Raw genomic sequence first — 15676 nt, forward strand, 5'->3', positions numbered from 1 at the left:
AGCCTCACGGCCGGACTGACAACACGGATCTCCGATTCAGCTGTATGGAAGCTCGTTATGCGTTGCCTGTTGTTCGCTTGTCTGTTGCTCAGTTCCCTGCCCGCCCTCGCCCTGGATCGCTTTCAGGTCGAAGGCTATGCCCTGCCCAACGGCCTGCAATTGCTGCTCAAGCCCGGCACTGAACGCGGGCATGTGGCGATCAGGCTGGTGGTGGGCGTCGGTCTCGACGATTTCGACTGCAATGAGAAAGAACTGCCGCACCTGCTCGAACACCTGTTGTTCAGCGGCATCGACGCCACTGGCGAAGGTGGCCTCGAAGAGCGCATGCAGGCCCTCGGCGGCGACTGGAACGCCTTCACCAGCAACGCCGACACCACGTTCGTGATCGAAGCCCCGGCGAAAAACCAGCGCAAGGTCCTCGATCTGCTGCTGGATCTGCTGACCCAGACCCGCTTCGACGACAACGCGATCAACGCCGCCAAACGGGTGGTCGAGCGCGAGGACGGCGGGCATTACACCCGCCTGCAACGCTTTCTCGACCGGCAGGACCTGGGCCACACCGCGAGCAATCAACTGGCGGTCGAGCTGGGCCTGAAATGTCCGCAACGGGCCGAGGTCGATGGCCTGACCCGCGCGCAACTGGAGAAGGTGCGCAAGGCCTGGTACGCGCCGAACAACATGACCCTGATCGTCGTCGGTGATCTCGACAAGTTGCTGCCGGCCTATCTGGAGCGGGCGTGGGGCGCGCTGGAAGCGGTCGACCCGAGCGAACACCGACCCTTGCCGGACATCCGCGCCAGCGCCGCCCATGAGCGTACGATCACTCGCGGCTTCATCGGCAACAGCGCCAAGCTGCACTGGCTGGTGCCGGAGCCGGTGCTGGACGATCAGTACGACCAGACATTCGACCTGCTCAAGGAGTACCTGGAGTGGGCGCTCTACCGCCAGTTGCGCCTGAACCATGGTCTGTCCTACGGCCCGTGGGCCGAGCGCGAGGTGTTCGGAGGCGTTGGTTTCATGAGCCTGAACGCCGATCTGGATCGCGGTGATATCGCCGAAGCCGAGCAGGTGCTGGAAGATCTCAAGGCCGACCTGCTGAAAAACGGCCTCGACGCCGACACCTTCAATCGCCTCAAACAGGCGGCTATCGCCCATCAGGCCTGGGCCGTGCAGGGCAACAGCGCCATGGCCGACTATTACTGGAGCGCCCTGGGCGACTACGAGGACGGCCGTTTCGCCGACCCTGCCCTGGAACTGCAAGGCGTGACGCTGGAAGCGGCGAACAAGGCCATGCGCGAATTGCTGCTGCAGCCGGGATACCTGCGGATCGAGAAGCCCTTGCTCAGTGATGACGAGGTGCTGTGGCTGATTGCGGGCGGGCTGGGTGTACTGCTGCTGATTCTGTTCGGCTGGCGACTGCATCGTCGTCCCCCGGCCAAGCCGTGATCCCGTGGGTTTTTACTGATCGGCAGCCTCGCCACGGGGCCCGGCGGGCGGTACTCTGTCGAGGTTTTTTTCCTCGACTGTCGTGAACCGCCCAAATGCTCAAATTGACCCTCCTGATCCAGCGCATCCTCGAACTGATGAAGCGCTATCCCGGGGTCATTGCGCTCGGTGGTTTCATCTCCGGGGTCGGCAGTTTCATTCTGGTCGACCGGCAACAGGGGCTGGCGAGCTGGATCACCACGATCATGCTGCTGAGCTGGATCTGGCTGATGCTGGAAAACAGCCTGACCGAGCTGTTCACGCGGGTCTTCAAACGGGAAATCCCTCAGCCGCTGCTGCGTTACGCGACGCAGATGATCCACCAGGAAAGCCTGTTTTTCGTCCTGCCGTTCTTCTTCATCACCACCACCTGGAACAGCGGCCAACTGGTGTTCACCGGCCTGCTGTGCATCGCCGCGCTGATCTCGATCGTCGATCCGCTCTACTACAAATGGCTGGCGCCGCGGCGCTGGGCGTTCCTCGCGCTGCACACCCTGACCCTGTTCGCCGCCCTGCTCACCGCCTTGCCGGTGATCATGCACCTGACCACGTCGCAGAGCTTCAAATGGGCGCTGGGGACTGCCGTGGTGCTGTCGTTTCCGAGTCTGGCGTCGATCTTTCCGATCCGCACCGTACGCAATGCGCTGGCGATCCTCAGCATCACCATCGGTATCGGCGGCGTAGGCTGGGTCCTGCGTTCGTGGGTGCCGCCAGCGACACTGTGGATGACTGACGTGGCGATCAGCACCCAGTTGCAGGATCGCACCCCCGGCGCCAGCCTCGAACAAGTCAGCGCCGAGCAGATCCGTGGCGGTGGGCTCTACGCCTACACCGCGATCAACGCACCGCGCGGGCTTGATGAGCGGATTTACCACGTCTGGCAGTTCAACGGCAAAGAGGTCGACCGGATCGCCCTCGACATCCACGGCGGGCGCAAGGAAGGCTACCGGGCGTGGACCCACAAGCAGGTTTTCCCTGGCAACCCGGTCGGTGACTGGCAGGTGCGGGTGCTGACCGAAGACGGCCAGGTGATCGGCGTTCTGCGTTTCGAAGTCACGGACAGCACACCGACCAAAGAAAAGTAATCCGGTTCGTGCTATTACGTAGGTTCGCGAATTTAGCCGAACAAGCACGGAGCTTATGACCAGCAGCTCGATGACCGGTAATGCCCGACTGGACACCTCGATCACCCCTGCCCGCCTGCGGGTCACCGGGGACTGGACGCTTGCTCATTACGCCGAGCTCAAGCACCTGAGCGAAACGCTCCGCGGTCAGTACGACGCCAGCACTCCCATCGACCTCAACGGCCTCGGTGCCCTCGACACCGCCGGCGCCTCGCTGCTGGTGGAGCTGCTCGGCTCCGAGCGGCTGGGCAAATCCGCCGAACACCCCGATTGCACGATTTCCACTGCCGACCGCGCGTTGCTGCAAACCGTGTATCGCTCGCTGACCGACTTCTGCGTGCCGATCAAGGAGCCGGAAATCAGCGTCAGCGTGCAATTGCTGACGCGCATCGGCCGGGCTGTCGATACGGTCTGGCAAGACACCCTGCAATTGCTCGGCTTCGTCGGCCTGATCCTCGAAACCATCGCCCGCAGCCTGTTCCGGCCCAAGCGCTGGCGGATCACGCCGATGATCGCGCACATCGAACAGACTGGCCTCGACGCTGCGCCTATCGTGGCGCTGCTGACCTTTCTGGTCGGCGCGGTGGTGGCGTTTCTCGGGGCGACGGTGCTGGCCAGTTTCGGCGCCAGCGTGTTTACCGTGGATCTGGTGGGTTTCGCCTTCCTGCGCGAATTCGGCGTGTTGCTTACGGCGATCCTGATGGCCGGCCGCACCGCCAGTGCCTTTACCGCACAGATCGGCTCGATGAAGGCCAACGAGGAGATCGACGCCATTCGCACCCTCGGCCTCGACCCCATGGAGCTGCTGGTAGTGCCGCGCGTGCTGGCCTTACTGGTGGCGCTGCCGATGCTGACCTTTCTGGCGATGATCTGCGGGATCATCGGTGGCGCCGTGGTCTGTGCGGTGTCGCTGGATATCTCGCCGGCGATGTTCCTGTCGCTGCTGCAAAGCGACATAGGGATTCAACATTTCCTGGTTGGCCTGGTCAAAGCTCCGATCTTCGCGTTCCTGATTGCCGCCATCGGTTGTCTGGAAGGCTTCAAGGTCAGCGGCAGCGCCGAATCGGTCGGCGCCCACACCACCTCCAGCGTGGTGCAATCGATCTTTGTGGTGATCGTGCTCGATGCGGTCGCCGCGCTGTTCTTCATGGAGATGGGCTGGTGAGTCGTTTACCCCGCATGCCGTCCGAGGCGGTGATCGAAGTCCGTGGCCTGTGCAATCGCTTCGGCAGCCAGAGCGTGCACGAGAACCTTGACCTGGACTTGTACAAAGGCGAGATCCTGGCCGTGGTTGGCGGTTCCGGCAGCGGCAAGTCGGTGCTGCTGCGCAGCATCGTCGGCTTGCGCCGGCCCAGCGAAGGCATGGTCAAGGTGTTCGGCCAGAACCTGCCGAGCCTGTCGGAACATGAGCGTTCGCTGATCGAGCGGCGTTTTGGCGTGCTGTTCCAGAAAGGCGCGCTGTTCTCCTCGCTGACGGTCACCGAGAACGTCGCCCTGCCCCTGATCGAACATGCCGGCCTGAGCCGCGAAGACGCCGAGCATCTGGCGGCGGTGAAACTGGCGCTGGCCGGGTTGCCGCTGTCGGCGGCGGACAAATACCCATCGTCGCTGTCCGGCGGCATGATCAAGCGGGCGGCGCTGGCCCGGGCGCTGGCGCTGGACCCGGACATCCTGTTTCTCGACGAACCCACCGCCGGTCTCGATCCGATTGGCGCGGCGCAGTTCGATCAATTGATCCTGACCCTGCGCGATGCGCTGGGCTTGAGCGTGTTTCTGGTGACCCACGACCTCGACACGCTCTACACCATCACCGACCGGGTGGCGGTGCTGGCGCAGAAGAAAGTGCTGGTGGCCGGACCCATCGACGTGGTCTCGGAAACCGACGACGCGTGGATTCACGAATATTTCCACGGCCCTCGCGGCCGCTCGGCGCTGGACGCCGCCAAACTGCTCAACGAGGTCTGACATGGAAACCCGAGCCCATCATGTGTTGATCGGCCTGTTCACGGTGATTGTGGTGGCCGGTGCCCTGCTCTTCGGTCTGTGGCTGGCCAAGTCCAGCGTCGACACCGAGTTCAAGGATTACGAAATCGTCTTCAACGAGGCGGTCAGCGGCCTGTCCCGGGGCAGCCCGGTGCAGTACAGCGGGATCAAGGTCGGCGATGTGGTCAGTCTGCGGCTCGATCCGCAGGACCCGCGCCGGGTGCTGGCGCGGATTCGCCTCGGTGGCGACACGCCGGTCAAGGAAGACACCCTCGCCAAACTGGCGCTGGCCGGGATCACCGGCACGTCGATCATCCAGCTCAGCGGCGGCACGCCAGAGAGCCCGAAACTGCGCGGCAAGGACGGCAACCTGCCGACCATCGTCGCCTCGCCCTCGCCCATCTCGCGGCTGCTCAATGACAGCAACGATCTGATGAGCGGGGTCAGTACGCTGCTGAGCAACGCCAATCAGATGTTCTCCGCCGACAACATCGAGCGTGTGAGCAAAACCCTTGAGCACCTGGAACAGACCACCGGTTCGATCAACGATCAGCGCGGCGATCTGCGCCAGGCGATGCAGCAACTGGCAACCGTCGGCAAGCAGGCCGGCAGCATGCTCGAGCAGACCTCGCTGCTGATGCGCAACGCCAACGGCCTGCTCAACGATCAGGGCAAACAGGCTCTGGGCAGCGCCGAGCAGGCGATGAAGTCGCTGGAACAGAGCAGCGCCACCATCAACGGCTTGCTGAGCAAGAATCAGAACTCCCTCGACAGCGGCATGCAGGGCCTCAACGGCCTGGCGCCTGCAGTGCGCGAACTGCGTGAAACCCTGTCCTCGCTGCGGGCCATTTCCCAACGTCTGGAGGCCAACCCCAGCGGTTACCTGCTGGGCAGTGACAAGAACAAGGAGTTCACGCCATGAAGCTGACTCGTCTCGCCCTCCTCATCGCCAGCCTTTCGCTGATCAGCGCGTGCTCGATCCTGCCCAAGTCCGAACCGCTGGACGTCTACCGTTTGCCGGCCGCACAGGCGCCCGCCTCGGCCAGTTCGGCGGCGACTCAGCACTGGTCGCTGCGTCTGAACAAATTGCAGGCCAGCGAAGCGCTCAATCGGCCGAGCATCGCAGTGATTCCCCAGGGGGACGTGATCAGCAGCTACAAGGCCTCGCGCTGGAGCGATCCGGCACCGGTGCTGGTGCGCAATCGGCTGCTCGATGGTTTCCAGCGTGACGGCCGGGTGTCGCTGTTGAGTACCGATGACAGCAACTTCCAGGCGGATCTGGAGCTGGGCGGCAGCCTGCAGGCGTTTCAGACCGAGTATCAGGGCACGCAGGCCAGCGTCGTGGTGCGGGTGGATGCGTTGCTGGTGCGCGGTTATGACCAGCGCATCCTCGCCAGCCGCCGCTTCGAAGAGCGCCAGCCGCTGAATGATGTGAAAGTCCCGGCGGTGGTGGCCGGATTCGGTCAGGCCAGTGATCGGCTGACGGCGAAGGTGGTGGCGTGGGCGGTGGAACAAGGCCAGAAGGTCGTGCCGACCGCCCGGCCTTGAGTATCAGCCGAAGAACCAGTAGCAGACGCCGATAGCGCCGAGCACGCCCGCCAGCTCGGCCAGCAGCGCGCAACCGACGGCATGCCGGGCGCGCTGAATGCCCACCGCGCCGAAGTACACCGCCAGCACGTAGAAGGTGGTCTCGGTGCTGCCCTGGATTGTCGCGGCCACCAGCGCCGGGAAGCTGTCGACGCCCGAGGTCTTCATCGTTTCGATCAGCATCGCCCGGGCGGCGCTGCCGGAGAACGGTTTGACCATCGCGGTCGGCAACGCATCGACGAAGCGCGTGTCCCACCCTGCCCACTGCACCAGATGACGAATGCCGTCGAGGCCGAAGTCCAGAGCGCCTGACGCGCGTAACACGCCGATCGCACAAAGCATCGCCACCAGATACGGCAGCAGGTTCTTCGCGACGTCGAAACCTTCCTTCGCACCTTCGACGAACGCTTCGTAAACCTTCACCTTGCGCAATGCGCCGATCACCAGGAACAGCATGATCAGACCGAACAGCGTCAAGTTGCCGAGGATCGACGACAGCCCCGCCAGTGCCGTGGCCGACATCGTCGCCAGCAGCGCCATGAAGCCGCCGAGGATCAGCGCGCCGGGAATCAGGTAAGCCAGCACCACCGGGTCCCAGACCCGCAGGCGCTGCATGAACGCCACCGACAGGAAACCGACGATGGTCGAGCAACTGGTGGCCAGCAGGATCGGCAGGAACACCAGCGTCGGGTCCGGCGCGCCTTGCTGGGCGCGGTACATGAAGATCGTCACCGGCAGCAGGGTCAGGGACGAAGCGTTGAGCACCAGGAACAGGATCTGCGCGTTGCTGGCGATGGTCGAGCTGGGATTGAGCTCCTGCAGCGCCTTCATGGCCTTGAGGCCGATCGGCGTGGCGGCGTTGTCCAGGCCCAGACCGTTGGCGGCAAAGTTCAGGGTGATCAGGCCGATGGCCGGGTGGCCGGCCGGCACTTCGGGCATCAGCCGCAGGAACAGCGGGCCCAGGGCTTTGGCCAGCCACTCGACGATCCCGGCCTTCTCGGCGATGCGCAGGAAGCCCAGCCACAGGGTCAGCGTGCCGAACAGCAGCACCATGACTTCGACCGATAGTTTGGCCATGGCAAAAATGCTTTCCACCATCGCCGCGAAGATCCCGGCGTTGCCGCCGATCAGCCATTGCCCCAGCGCCGAAACGGCAGCCACGATGAAGAAGCCAAGCCACAGGCCATTAAGCATCAGTCAAATCCCCCGGAAGATGCGGCGAATGATAGCGGGGTCGCCAGAAACGACAAACCCCGGATTTCTCCGGGGTTTGTCAGGGTGCCTTGCGGGCGGGGATCAGTTCTTGGAAACGTCACCGGCCGGCAGTTTTTCCTTGCTGCGCCAGTGCGGCAGCGAGTTCCAGTAGCGCTGGCCTTTCGCGTCGTCGTACATGCCTTCCCAACGGGCAATAACCAGTACCGCGAGGGCGTTGCCGATCACGTTCAGGGCGGTACGCGCCATGTCCATCACACGGTCGACACCGGCGATGAACGCCAGGCCTTCCAGCGGAATACCCACGCTGCCCAGAGTGGCCAGCAGTACCACGAAGGACACGCCCGGTACGCCGGCGATGCCTTTGGAGGTAACCATCAGGGTCAGGACCAGCAGCAGTTGCTGGCTGATCGACAGGTCGATGCCGTACAGCTGAGCGATGAAGATCGCCGCGATGGACTGGTACAGGGTCGAACCGTCGAGGTTGAACGAGTAACCGGTCGGCACCACGAAGCTGCAGATGGCTTTCGGTGCGCCGTAGGCTTCCATCTTCTCGATCACGCGTGGCAGCACGGTTTCCGAGGAAGCGGTGGAGTAAGCCAGGACCAGCTCATCCTTGAAGATGCGCATCAGCTTGATCACCGAGAAACCGAACATCTTGGCGATCAGGCCCAGAATCACGAAGGCGAAGAAGGCGATGGCGACATAAACCAGGATCACCAGTTTGGCCAGCGGCAGCAGCGAAGCAAAACCGAAGTTGGCCACGGTCACCGCGATCAGAGCGAACACACCAATTGGCGCGTAGTTCATGATCATGTGGGTGACTTTGAACATGCTTTCCGAGACGCCCTGGAACATCTTCACCAGCGGCTCGCGCAGGTCCGACTGCAGGCTCGACAGACCGAGACCGAACAGCACGGAGAAGAAGATGATCGGCAGCATTTCGCCGCGGGCCATGGCCGCGAAGATGTTCGACGGGATCAGGTTGAGGATGGTCTCGATGAACGCGTGTTCATGCTGTACTTCGGCGGCGGTCGCCTGGTACTTGGAGATATCCACAGTGCCCAGGGTGCTCATGTCGATGCCGGCACCCGGATGGAACAGGTTGGCCAGCAGCAGACCGACGACGATGGCGATGGTGGTGACGATTTCGAAGTAGATGATGGTCTTCAGGCCGATGCGCCCGAGCTTCTTGGCGTCACCCACGCCGGCGATGCCGACGATCAGGGAAGAGATGACGATCGGGATCACGATCATCTTGATCAGACGGATAAAGATATCGCCTGCCGGTTGCAGGACGTTGCTGATCCACCAGGCCTTCTCGGCACTGAAATGGTTGAGCAACGCACCGATTGCAATCCCCAATACCAGACCGATGAGGATCTGCCAGGCGAGGCTAAGCTTTGCCTTCTTCATTATCTTTACCCTTACTTGCGTTTGACTCAGGCACATGCAGGAACTGGAACGCTCTTTAGCGGAAAAGTTTGTGCATCTGCCTCCGTATAAGGTGCCCCGGGCCGCGTGTTTACGGCTCTCCGGCAGGCGAAAAAAGGCGCAACTATTCCGATGCAAGGTTGCGCCGTCTAATGCCGTAAACGCCTACCCTATGCCGAATCGGCATGAGCTTTTTTAAATGAAACTGGCGTCCCAACCGGTTCGAATACGACATTTCAGCAGGCATAAGTGCCGTGAACCGGCCATTACAGCGTAGGTTGGTTATTTTTTGAACGAGTGATTTCGACGAAAAATTTAGGAAAAAGCCTACGTTTGGAAACTAAAAGTCCGACTGGCTCAATCGACTCTTTCTCGATATACGGTCGCGACGAAACACCGCGAAACGCTTTTCGCGCGCAGTGTGAGCGATAAAAAGATGAGCAGAACGCTCTGGATCAATGTTTTGTCACTTTGAAAGCTCAGCGCAAGTCCGTCGAACCACCCCGGGTTGGCGAACTTGCGTCGCAGCTTTTACCCTGACCCGGCCCTCATCGCAGGCACTCCCTGTACCCGTAGGTCACTCCGACCCTGCAACAGTCAGAACGTCCCGGCCCCCTGGTCATGCGCCGGCCTTCCTCGGGCGGGCGCAATGGAAGGCAGCGCGTTGCTGCCCTCATGTTCAATACCAGTTCGGATCTTTTTTCAGCGTTTCCATCAACAGATCCTGCATGCCCTGATCGGGTTTGCCGAGGAAGCGGTAGGTCGCATGTCGCGTTGGCGACTTGTCGGCCGGCAGTCCTTCGGGCACATCGACCAGCATGGCGTAAGCGTGTTTCTTGTCGAAGCTGAACGCGACGATCAAGCGATGGTTGAGGCACTTGTCCTGCGATTCGCAGAGCGGCCCGACCAGGTACTTGTCGCCGTCTTCAGTGACGGCATTCATCTGTTGGTCCGGCGTACCGGAAAGGTTCATCACCCACTCCGGCAGGCGTTCTTCCTTCTTCACCACGCCTTCCCAGGTTTCCCTGTAGTGCGGGTCGGAACTCAACAACTCGTTGACCCGTGCCTGGCCATCATTGGCCGCCATCGCCATGGCACTACCGCCCAGGAGCAGGGCGGCTGCCAGTGTCTTTAAAGCACTCATGGTCAACCTCGGCCGCGACGGCCAAAGAAGAACGAGGCGATGAACATCACCAGGAACACGACAAAGAGAATCTTGGCGATACCCGTGGCGGTGCCCGCGATACCACCGAAGCCCAGTACTGCAGCGATGATGGCAATGATCAGGAATGTGATTGCCCAGCTCAACATGGTGATTCTCCTTGTTTCTATTTAGGGGTGTTGCCGGTCTCGGCGCGGGGGCGCCCAGATTCGTTGATCAGAAAACCCAGCGTTCTTCGCGTGGCATGTCGCCCAGGGGTTGTGGCTGGTCGACATCCATCATGCGCATCGCGCCGCTATCGGCCTGGCTGCTGCTGACGGCGCTGAAGTGCGTTTGTGTCGCGTGCTGCATCGAAATCAGGGGTTCAGGTTGCTGACTCTGTTCCCAGCGCAGGTATTGCTGGCAAGCGATCAGAGTGATCAGCAGCGCAAGTGCGCCAAACAGGCCCTGCTGTAGATGCAGGGGCGAGATACGCATTTGGGCGGCACGTTGGCGAGTCATCCTGGGTTCCTCACTCTTATTCGGTTGGGGCAGTGCATATCTGCCCGGGCTGAGAGAGGTATTGCAGCCTGCATGCCAGCTTTTTTGTTTAAAAAAAACTAATAAAATCAGATAGTTAAAGATGCGTAGAAAAATCCTGACGACGCATCCTGCACGATGGCTCCGCCACGGTCGTGCGTAATGCACGATTGTTTCGTAGGAGAAATCATTCTTTTTGAATTGAGAGCAGGGTGCGGATGTCAGAAAAGGACGCAGGCAAATGCCTGAAAACCGCTGATTGTTTAAAAACTCAACAAATTCAGTGGATTAGCTGTGAGGGCAGGAGAGAGCTACCCTGCTATGACTGGAATCGATCAGAATCAACCATGCAACTTGCCCGATTTTTCCGGGACTAAACCAAGACATTCACTTATGGAGCGTAGGAAAAATGGAATCAGCCACTGAGCACCAAGGCCGCATTCTGCTGGTGGATGATGAATCCGCCATCCTGCGAACCTTCCGTTATTGCCTCGAAGACGAAGGTTATACCGTCGCCACCGCCAACAGCGCGGCCCAGGCTGACGCGCTGTTGCAGCGTCAAGTGTTCGATCTGTGCTTTCTCGATCTGCGTCTGGGCGAAGACAACGGCCTCGACGTGCTGGCGCAGATGCGCATTCAGGCGCCGTGGATGCGGGTGGTGATCGTCACCGCTCATTCGGCCGTCGATACGGCGGTGGACGCGATTCAGGCGGGCGCCGCCGACTATCTGGTCAAGCCGTGCAGCCCTGACCAGTTACGTCTGGCCACTGCCAAGCAGCTCGAAGTGCGCCAGCTCTCGGCGCGTCTGGAAGCCCTCGAAGGCGAGATCCGCAAACCCAGGGACGGTCTCGATTCCCACAGCCCGGCGATGAAAGTCGTACTGGAAACCGCGCGGCAAGTGGCGAGTACCGACGCCAATATCCTGATCCTTGGCGAGTCCGGCACCGGTAAAGGTGAACTGGCCCGGGCGATCCACGGCTGGAGCAAGCGCGAGAAGAAATCCTGCGTCACCATCAATTGCCCGTCGCTGACCGCCGAACTGATGGAAAGCGAGCTGTTCGGTCACAGTCGCGGCGCGTTCACCGGGGCCAGCGAAAGCACCTTGGGTCGGGTGAATCAGGCAGATGGCGGTACGCTGTTTCTCGACGAGATCGGCGATTTTCCACTGACCTTGCAGCCAAAGTTGCTGCGTTTCATCCAGGACAAGGAATACGAGCGGGTAGGGGATCCCGTCACGCGTCGCGCCGACGTGCGCATCCTTGCGGCCACCAACCTCAATCTTGAAGACATGGTGCGCGACGGACGCTTCCGCGAAGACCTGCTCTATCGTCTGAACGTCATCACCCTGCATCTGCCGCCGCTGCGCGAACGCGCTGAAGACATTCTGACTCTGGCTGACCGATTCCTTGCTCGCTTCGTGAAGGAATACGCGCGGCCGGCCCGGGGTTTCAGTGACGAGGCGCGGGAAGCGCTGCTGGGTTACCGCTGGCCCGGCAACATTCGCGAGCTGCGCAACGTGGTCGAGCGGGCGAGCATCATCTGCCCGCAGGAGCGCGTGGAAATCAGCCACCTCGGCATGGCCGAGCAACCGGCCAACAATGCGCCCCGGGTCGGCGCGGCCCTGAGCCTCGACGAGTTGGAGAAGGCTCATATCGGCGCAGTGCTGGCGACCGCCGGTACTCTCGACCAGGCGGCCAAGACCCTGGGGATCGACGCCTCGACCCTTTATCGCAAGCGCAAGCAGTACAACTTGTGAGCGTGCGCCGATGAAACTGGCGATGAAGTTGCGGACCCGCTTGTTCCTGAGCATTTCCGCGCTGATCACCGTGGCCTTGCTCGGGCTGATGCTCGGGCTGGTCAGCGTGATGCAAATGGCCGGGACTCAGGAGGCGTTGATCCGCAACAACTTCGTCACCCTCGATCTGGGGCTCAAGCTGCGCCAGACCCTGGGCGATCAACTGATCATGATGCTCGCCGAGAAGCCCGATCCAGCCGCCTTCGAAGCGTCGAAACAGCATTACTTCGAGCTGCTCGACGAGGGTATCGCCCAGGAGCAGAAAGACGACGACCGTCAATACGGATTCAGTCAGGCCAAGGCCGATTACCTGAGCTTTCTTCAGGCGTTCGACGTGTCCCGCAATCCAGGCGCAGCCCTGAGTGGCGGTGGCGACTTGCGCGAGCGCTTCAACACCCTGCGCAACGGTCTGATCGCCGAGCACAAACACGCACTGGATAACATCAACGCCGTGCAACACGCCGCCCGCGACCGGGCGCTGCTGATCGCCGGTCTGCTCGGGCTGGTGGGGCTGGCGGTGTTGATCATCGGTTTCATCACCGCCCAGGGGATCGCTCGTCGGTTCGGTGCGCCGATCGAGGCACTGGCGAAAGCAGCGGACAACATCGGGCAAGGCAATTTCGAAGTGACCCTGCCGGTGTCCTCGGCCATGGAAATCAACCTGCTGACCCGGCGTTTCGGGCTGATGGCCGAAGCGCTACGCGAGCATCAGGCGACCAATGTCGATGAACTGCTGGCCGGCCAGCAACGCTTGCAAGCCGTGCTCGACAGCATCGATGACGGCTTGCTGATGATCGACCGCCAGGGGCACCTGGAGCACTTGAACCCGGTGGCTCAGCGACAATTGGGCTGGGACAGCGACCGGTTTGGCGAGGGCCTTGGCACTGCGCTTCAGCGTCCCGAACTGGATGCGCAGCTGCAACTGGTGCTGCGCGGCGGCACTCTTGAGCGCGCACCGGAAGATTTGAGCATCGAAGTTGATGGCGAGTCGCGACTGCTGACTTACAGCCTGACTCCGGTCAGCCACACCCAGGGGCATATTCTCGGCGCGGTGATGGTGTTGCATGACGTCACCGAACAGCGGGCCTTCGAGCGGGTGCGCAGCGAATTCGTGTTGCGTGCATCACACGAACTGCGCACGCCCGTGACCGGCATGCACATGGCGTTCGGGCTGTTTCGCGAGCGGGCGAAGTTTCCGGCGGAATCCCGGGAGTCCGATCTGCTCGACACCGTCAATGAAGAGATGCAGCGCTTGATGCAGCTGATCAACGATCTGCTGAATTTTTCGCGCTATCAGAGCGGCCTGCAGAAACTCGCGCTGGCGCCGTGCTCCATCGAGGATTTGCTGGCCCAGGCGCAATCGCGTTTTGCCGACTCGGCAGCGCAGAAGGGCGTTGCGTTGAACATTGAGGTGCAAGGCCCGTTACCGCGTTTGCAGGCCGATCAGGCCCAGCTGGATCGAGTTCTGGACAACCTGATCGACAATGCCTTGCGCCATACCGCCCGCGACGGGCTGATCCGTTTGCAGGCGCGTCGGCATGGCGAGCGGGTGATCATCAGCGTTGAGGACAATGGCGAAGGTATTGCCTACGGCCAGCAAGGGCGGATCTTCGAACCGTTCGTTCAGGTCGGGCGCAAGAAAGGCGGGGCCGGGCTCGGGCTGGCGCTGTGCAAGGAAATCGTCCAGTTGCACGGCGGGCGGATGGGCGTCTATTCGCGGCCGGGGCAGGGCACGCAGTTCTACATGGCGCTGGCGGTCTAGGCTTCGTCGTCCATCCGGCGGCCGGCGAGTCGCCGTCCACGGGTGATCAGCTCGATGAATTGCACGGCGCTCAAGGCGTGGGCGAACAGCCAGCCCTGGCCGAACTTCACGCCTTCGCTGCTGAGCAGCGCCGCCTGGGATTCATATTCGATACCTTCGGCAATCACTTTCAGATCCAGTGCCTGGGCCATGTGAATGATGTGCGGCGCCACGCCGCTGCTGGCGGCGTCATGGCCGAGCGCATCGATGAACGCCTTGTCGATTTTCAGGCAATCCACCGGCAGGGTTTGCAAGTAGGCGAGGCTGCAATAGCCGGTGCCGAAATCGTCGATCAGCACTTGATGGCCGACATCGCGCAGCGCTTGCAGGTTTTCCCGGGCCACCACCACATCGATCAGGCCGCGCTCGGTCACTTCAAACGCGATCTGCCGTGCCGCCACCCGGTGCAGCGTCAACAGCCGCGCCATGACCTGACCGATACGCGGCACCATCACATCGCACGCCGCCAGGTTCACCGAGATGTACAGCTGCGGATTGGCCCGCAGTAATTGGCCCAGTTGCTCCAGCAGGCGCTGGAGGACGAAGTCGGTCATCTGGCGGATCTGCCCGGTGTTTTCCGCCATCGGGATAAACAGGTCGGGACTGGTCAGCGTGCCGTCCGGCCTGCGCCAGCGCAGCAAGGCTTCGGCGCCGACGCAGTTGCGGCTGTCGAGGTCGAAGATCGGTTGATACAGCACCTGCAATTCGCCACGGCGGATCGCGCCGTGCAGTTCGGCATCCAGTGATTGATGCTGACGCACCAGCCAGAACACCGTGAGCCCGACCAGCACGCCCAGCAGCAGACAGACCGGCACCATCCACCACCAAAGCTCGGGGATGTGCATGCCGGTGCGCGGGGTAATCAGCACCAACTGGTATTCCGGGTTGTCGGTGGGCATGCGATAGATCAGATGGCTCTGGGTGACTTGCAGGGCGTCCAGACTCTTCGGAGGCCATGGCTCGGTGGGCGGCCATGTCTGTGGCACGCCGAGCACGGGAATCGCCCGGCTGCCATGGTCCAGCACCACCAGCAGGCTGCTGCCGGGGGACAGATCGACCATGTCGGTCAGGTGCCCGCGTGAGGTGGCCACGCGAAAGTTGCCGCGCCCGAGCATCAGTGCCGCGCGATTTTCATCGGGTTCGGTGGTGGTGTTCAGCCAGTAGCTGTAGGTCGGGCCCTTGATGTCGGGCGGGCGCACGACCGACAGGCCTTCCTGACGCGGACGGTTGGAGCAGATCCGCGAGGCGTCCATGTAGGCGGCTTCATAGACGAAGCGATAGTTGAAGGTCACTTGCTGCAGCGTGGCGATCATCTCGTCGTCGCAGCTGCGCAGGGGCTGGGCCTCGAGGTCGTCGAGGCTTTCACGCAACTGGCCGAACAACTGTTCCAGTCGGGCCAGGAAGCGCTCGCCCTGGGCGTTCATTTCCTGGCTTTCGCTTTGTTCGACCTGATGCACGGCCACGAACAACCCGCCGGTGATCAGCAGACTCGCACTGAGGACAGCCGCCAGCATCGCCAGAAACCAGGGGCGATAAAACCAGCTACGCAGCGTCTCTCGGGTAGCAACCATCAT

Annotated in this window: 14 protein-coding genes; 8 read left to right on the plus strand and 6 right to left on the minus strand. The window is 61.8% G+C overall.

Going from position 1 to position 15676, the window contains the following annotated elements; genetic code table 11:
• Nucleotides 1-57 precede the first annotated feature (57 nt).
• The 6 genes from AC1RMX_RS03365 (at nucleotide 58) to AC1RMX_RS03390 (ending at nucleotide 6140) form a co-directional block, all read left to right on the plus strand.
• Nucleotides 58-1446, plus strand: a complete 1389-nt coding sequence (locus AC1RMX_RS03365) for a M16 family metallopeptidase (protein ID WP_493070421.1) — start codon at nucleotides 58-60, stop codon at nucleotides 1444-1446.
• A gap of 95 nt (nucleotides 1447-1541) precedes the next feature.
• Nucleotides 1542-2570 carry a DUF5924 family protein gene (locus tag AC1RMX_RS03370; RefSeq protein WP_096822407.1) on the plus strand — a complete coding sequence of 343 codons (1029 nt, stop codon included), beginning with the start codon at nucleotides 1542-1544 and terminating at the stop codon, nucleotides 2568-2570.
• Nucleotides 2571-2625: 55 nt separating this feature from the next.
• Entirely contained in the window at nucleotides 2626-3774 is a 1149-nt protein-coding gene (locus tag AC1RMX_RS03375) for an ABC transporter permease (protein ID WP_096822408.1), read from the plus strand.
• 14 nt (nucleotides 3775-3788) lie between these two features.
• The gene (locus tag AC1RMX_RS03380) at nucleotides 3789-4574 is read left to right on the plus strand and encodes an ABC transporter ATP-binding protein (protein ID WP_176504900.1); all 786 of its coding nucleotides are present in this window, start codon (nucleotides 3789-3791) and stop codon (nucleotides 4572-4574) included.
• 1 nt (nucleotide 4575) lies between these two features.
• On the plus strand, nucleotides 4576-5514 hold the full coding sequence (locus AC1RMX_RS03385) for an MlaD family protein (protein WP_192559399.1): 939 nt from the start codon (nucleotides 4576-4578) through the stop codon (nucleotides 5512-5514).
• Entirely contained in the window at nucleotides 5511-6140 is a 630-nt protein-coding gene (locus tag AC1RMX_RS03390) for an ABC-type transport auxiliary lipoprotein family protein (RefSeq protein WP_493070423.1), read from the plus strand. The genes AC1RMX_RS03385 and AC1RMX_RS03390 overlap by 4 nt, the downstream gene beginning before the upstream one ends.
• Before the next feature lie 3 nt (nucleotides 6141-6143).
• Here AC1RMX_RS03390 and AC1RMX_RS03395 read toward each other — a convergent pair whose 3' ends face one another.
• From AC1RMX_RS03395 to AC1RMX_RS03415, 5 genes are all read right to left on the minus strand, one after another.
• On the minus strand, nucleotides 6144-7373 hold the full coding sequence (locus AC1RMX_RS03395; protein ID WP_192559401.1) for a nucleoside recognition domain-containing protein: 1230 nt from the start codon (nucleotides 7371-7373) through the stop codon (nucleotides 6144-6146).
• Nucleotides 7374-7475: 102 nt separating this feature from the next.
• The gene (gltP, locus tag AC1RMX_RS03400; RefSeq protein ID WP_011331769.1) at nucleotides 7476-8807 is read right to left on the minus strand and encodes a glutamate/aspartate:proton symporter GltP; all 1332 of its coding nucleotides are present in this window, start codon (nucleotides 8805-8807) and stop codon (nucleotides 7476-7478) included.
• A 697-nt stretch (nucleotides 8808-9504) separates the two neighbouring features.
• Nucleotides 9505-9969, minus strand: coding sequence for an inhibitor of vertebrate lysozyme family protein (locus tag AC1RMX_RS03405; protein WP_096822412.1), 465 nt, complete (start codon nucleotides 9967-9969; stop codon nucleotides 9505-9507).
• Nucleotides 9970-9971: 2 nt separating this feature from the next.
• Entirely contained in the window at nucleotides 9972-10136 is a 165-nt protein-coding gene (locus AC1RMX_RS03410; RefSeq protein WP_003177151.1) for a DUF1328 domain-containing protein, read from the minus strand.
• A 67-nt stretch (nucleotides 10137-10203) separates the two neighbouring features.
• A complete protein-coding gene (locus tag AC1RMX_RS03415; protein ID WP_493070425.1) occupies nucleotides 10204-10488 on the minus strand; it encodes a hypothetical protein in 285 nt (94 codons plus the stop codon).
• Nucleotides 10489-10915: 427 nt separating this feature from the next.
• On the opposite strand from AC1RMX_RS03415, the gene algB reads away from it, so the two are divergent.
• Together algB and AC1RMX_RS03425 are read left to right on the plus strand one after the other, a co-directional pair.
• Nucleotides 10916-12262 carry a sigma-54-dependent response regulator transcription factor AlgB gene (gene algB / locus AC1RMX_RS03420; protein ID WP_096822414.1) on the plus strand — a complete coding sequence of 449 codons (1347 nt, stop codon included), beginning with the start codon at nucleotides 10916-10918 and terminating at the stop codon, nucleotides 12260-12262.
• 10 nt (nucleotides 12263-12272) lie between these two features.
• Nucleotides 12273-14063, plus strand: coding sequence for a KinB sensor domain-containing domain (locus tag AC1RMX_RS03425; protein ID WP_096822415.1), 1791 nt, complete (start codon nucleotides 12273-12275; stop codon nucleotides 14061-14063).
• Here AC1RMX_RS03425 and AC1RMX_RS03430 read toward each other — a convergent pair.
• Entirely contained in the window at nucleotides 14060-15676 is a 1617-nt protein-coding gene (locus tag AC1RMX_RS03430) for an EAL domain-containing protein (RefSeq protein ID WP_096822416.1), read from the minus strand. The genes AC1RMX_RS03425 and AC1RMX_RS03430 overlap by 4 nt on opposite strands.

Source organism: Pseudomonas sp. GW822-FHT03F04 (genome assembly GCF_058801405.1).

Bases quoted from the DNA above. Each gene is read 5' to 3' on its own strand.
- AC1RMX_RS03365 (WP_493070421.1), top strand. From the start codon at position 58: ATGCGTTGCCTGTTGTTCGCTTGTCTGTTGCTCAGTTCCCTGCCCGCC.
- AC1RMX_RS03370 (WP_096822407.1), top strand. From the start codon at position 1,542: ATGCTCAAATTGACCCTCCTGATCCAGCGCATCCTCGAACTGATGAAG.
- AC1RMX_RS03375 (WP_096822408.1), top strand. From the start codon at position 2,626: ATGACCAGCAGCTCGATGACCGGTAATGCCCGACTGGACACCTCGATC.
- AC1RMX_RS03380 (WP_176504900.1), top strand. From the start codon at position 3,789: ATGCCGTCCGAGGCGGTGATCGAAGTCCGTGGCCTGTGCAATCGCTTC.
- AC1RMX_RS03385 (WP_192559399.1), top strand. From the start codon at position 4,576: ATGGAAACCCGAGCCCATCATGTGTTGATCGGCCTGTTCACGGTGATT.
- AC1RMX_RS03390 (WP_493070423.1), top strand. From the start codon at position 5,511: ATGAAGCTGACTCGTCTCGCCCTCCTCATCGCCAGCCTTTCGCTGATC.
- AC1RMX_RS03395 (WP_192559401.1), bottom strand. From the start codon at position 7,373: ATGCTTAATGGCCTGTGGCTTGGCTTCTTCATCGTGGCTGCCGTTTCG.
- gltP (WP_011331769.1), bottom strand. From the start codon at position 8,807: ATGAAGAAGGCAAAGCTTAGCCTCGCCTGGCAGATCCTCATCGGTCTG.
- AC1RMX_RS03405 (WP_096822412.1), bottom strand. From the start codon at position 9,969: ATGAGTGCTTTAAAGACACTGGCAGCCGCCCTGCTCCTGGGCGGTAGT.
- AC1RMX_RS03410 (WP_003177151.1), bottom strand. From the start codon at position 10,136: ATGTTGAGCTGGGCAATCACATTCCTGATCATTGCCATCATCGCTGCA.
- AC1RMX_RS03415 (WP_493070425.1), bottom strand. From the start codon at position 10,488: ATGACTCGCCAACGTGCCGCCCAAATGCGTATCTCGCCCCTGCATCTA.
- algB (WP_096822414.1), top strand. From the start codon at position 10,916: ATGGAATCAGCCACTGAGCACCAAGGCCGCATTCTGCTGGTGGATGAT.
- AC1RMX_RS03425 (WP_096822415.1), top strand. From the start codon at position 12,273: ATGAAACTGGCGATGAAGTTGCGGACCCGCTTGTTCCTGAGCATTTCC.
- AC1RMX_RS03430 (WP_096822416.1), bottom strand. From the start codon at position 15,676: ATGATGGTTGCTACCCGAGAGACGCTGCGTAGCTGGTTTTATCGCCCC.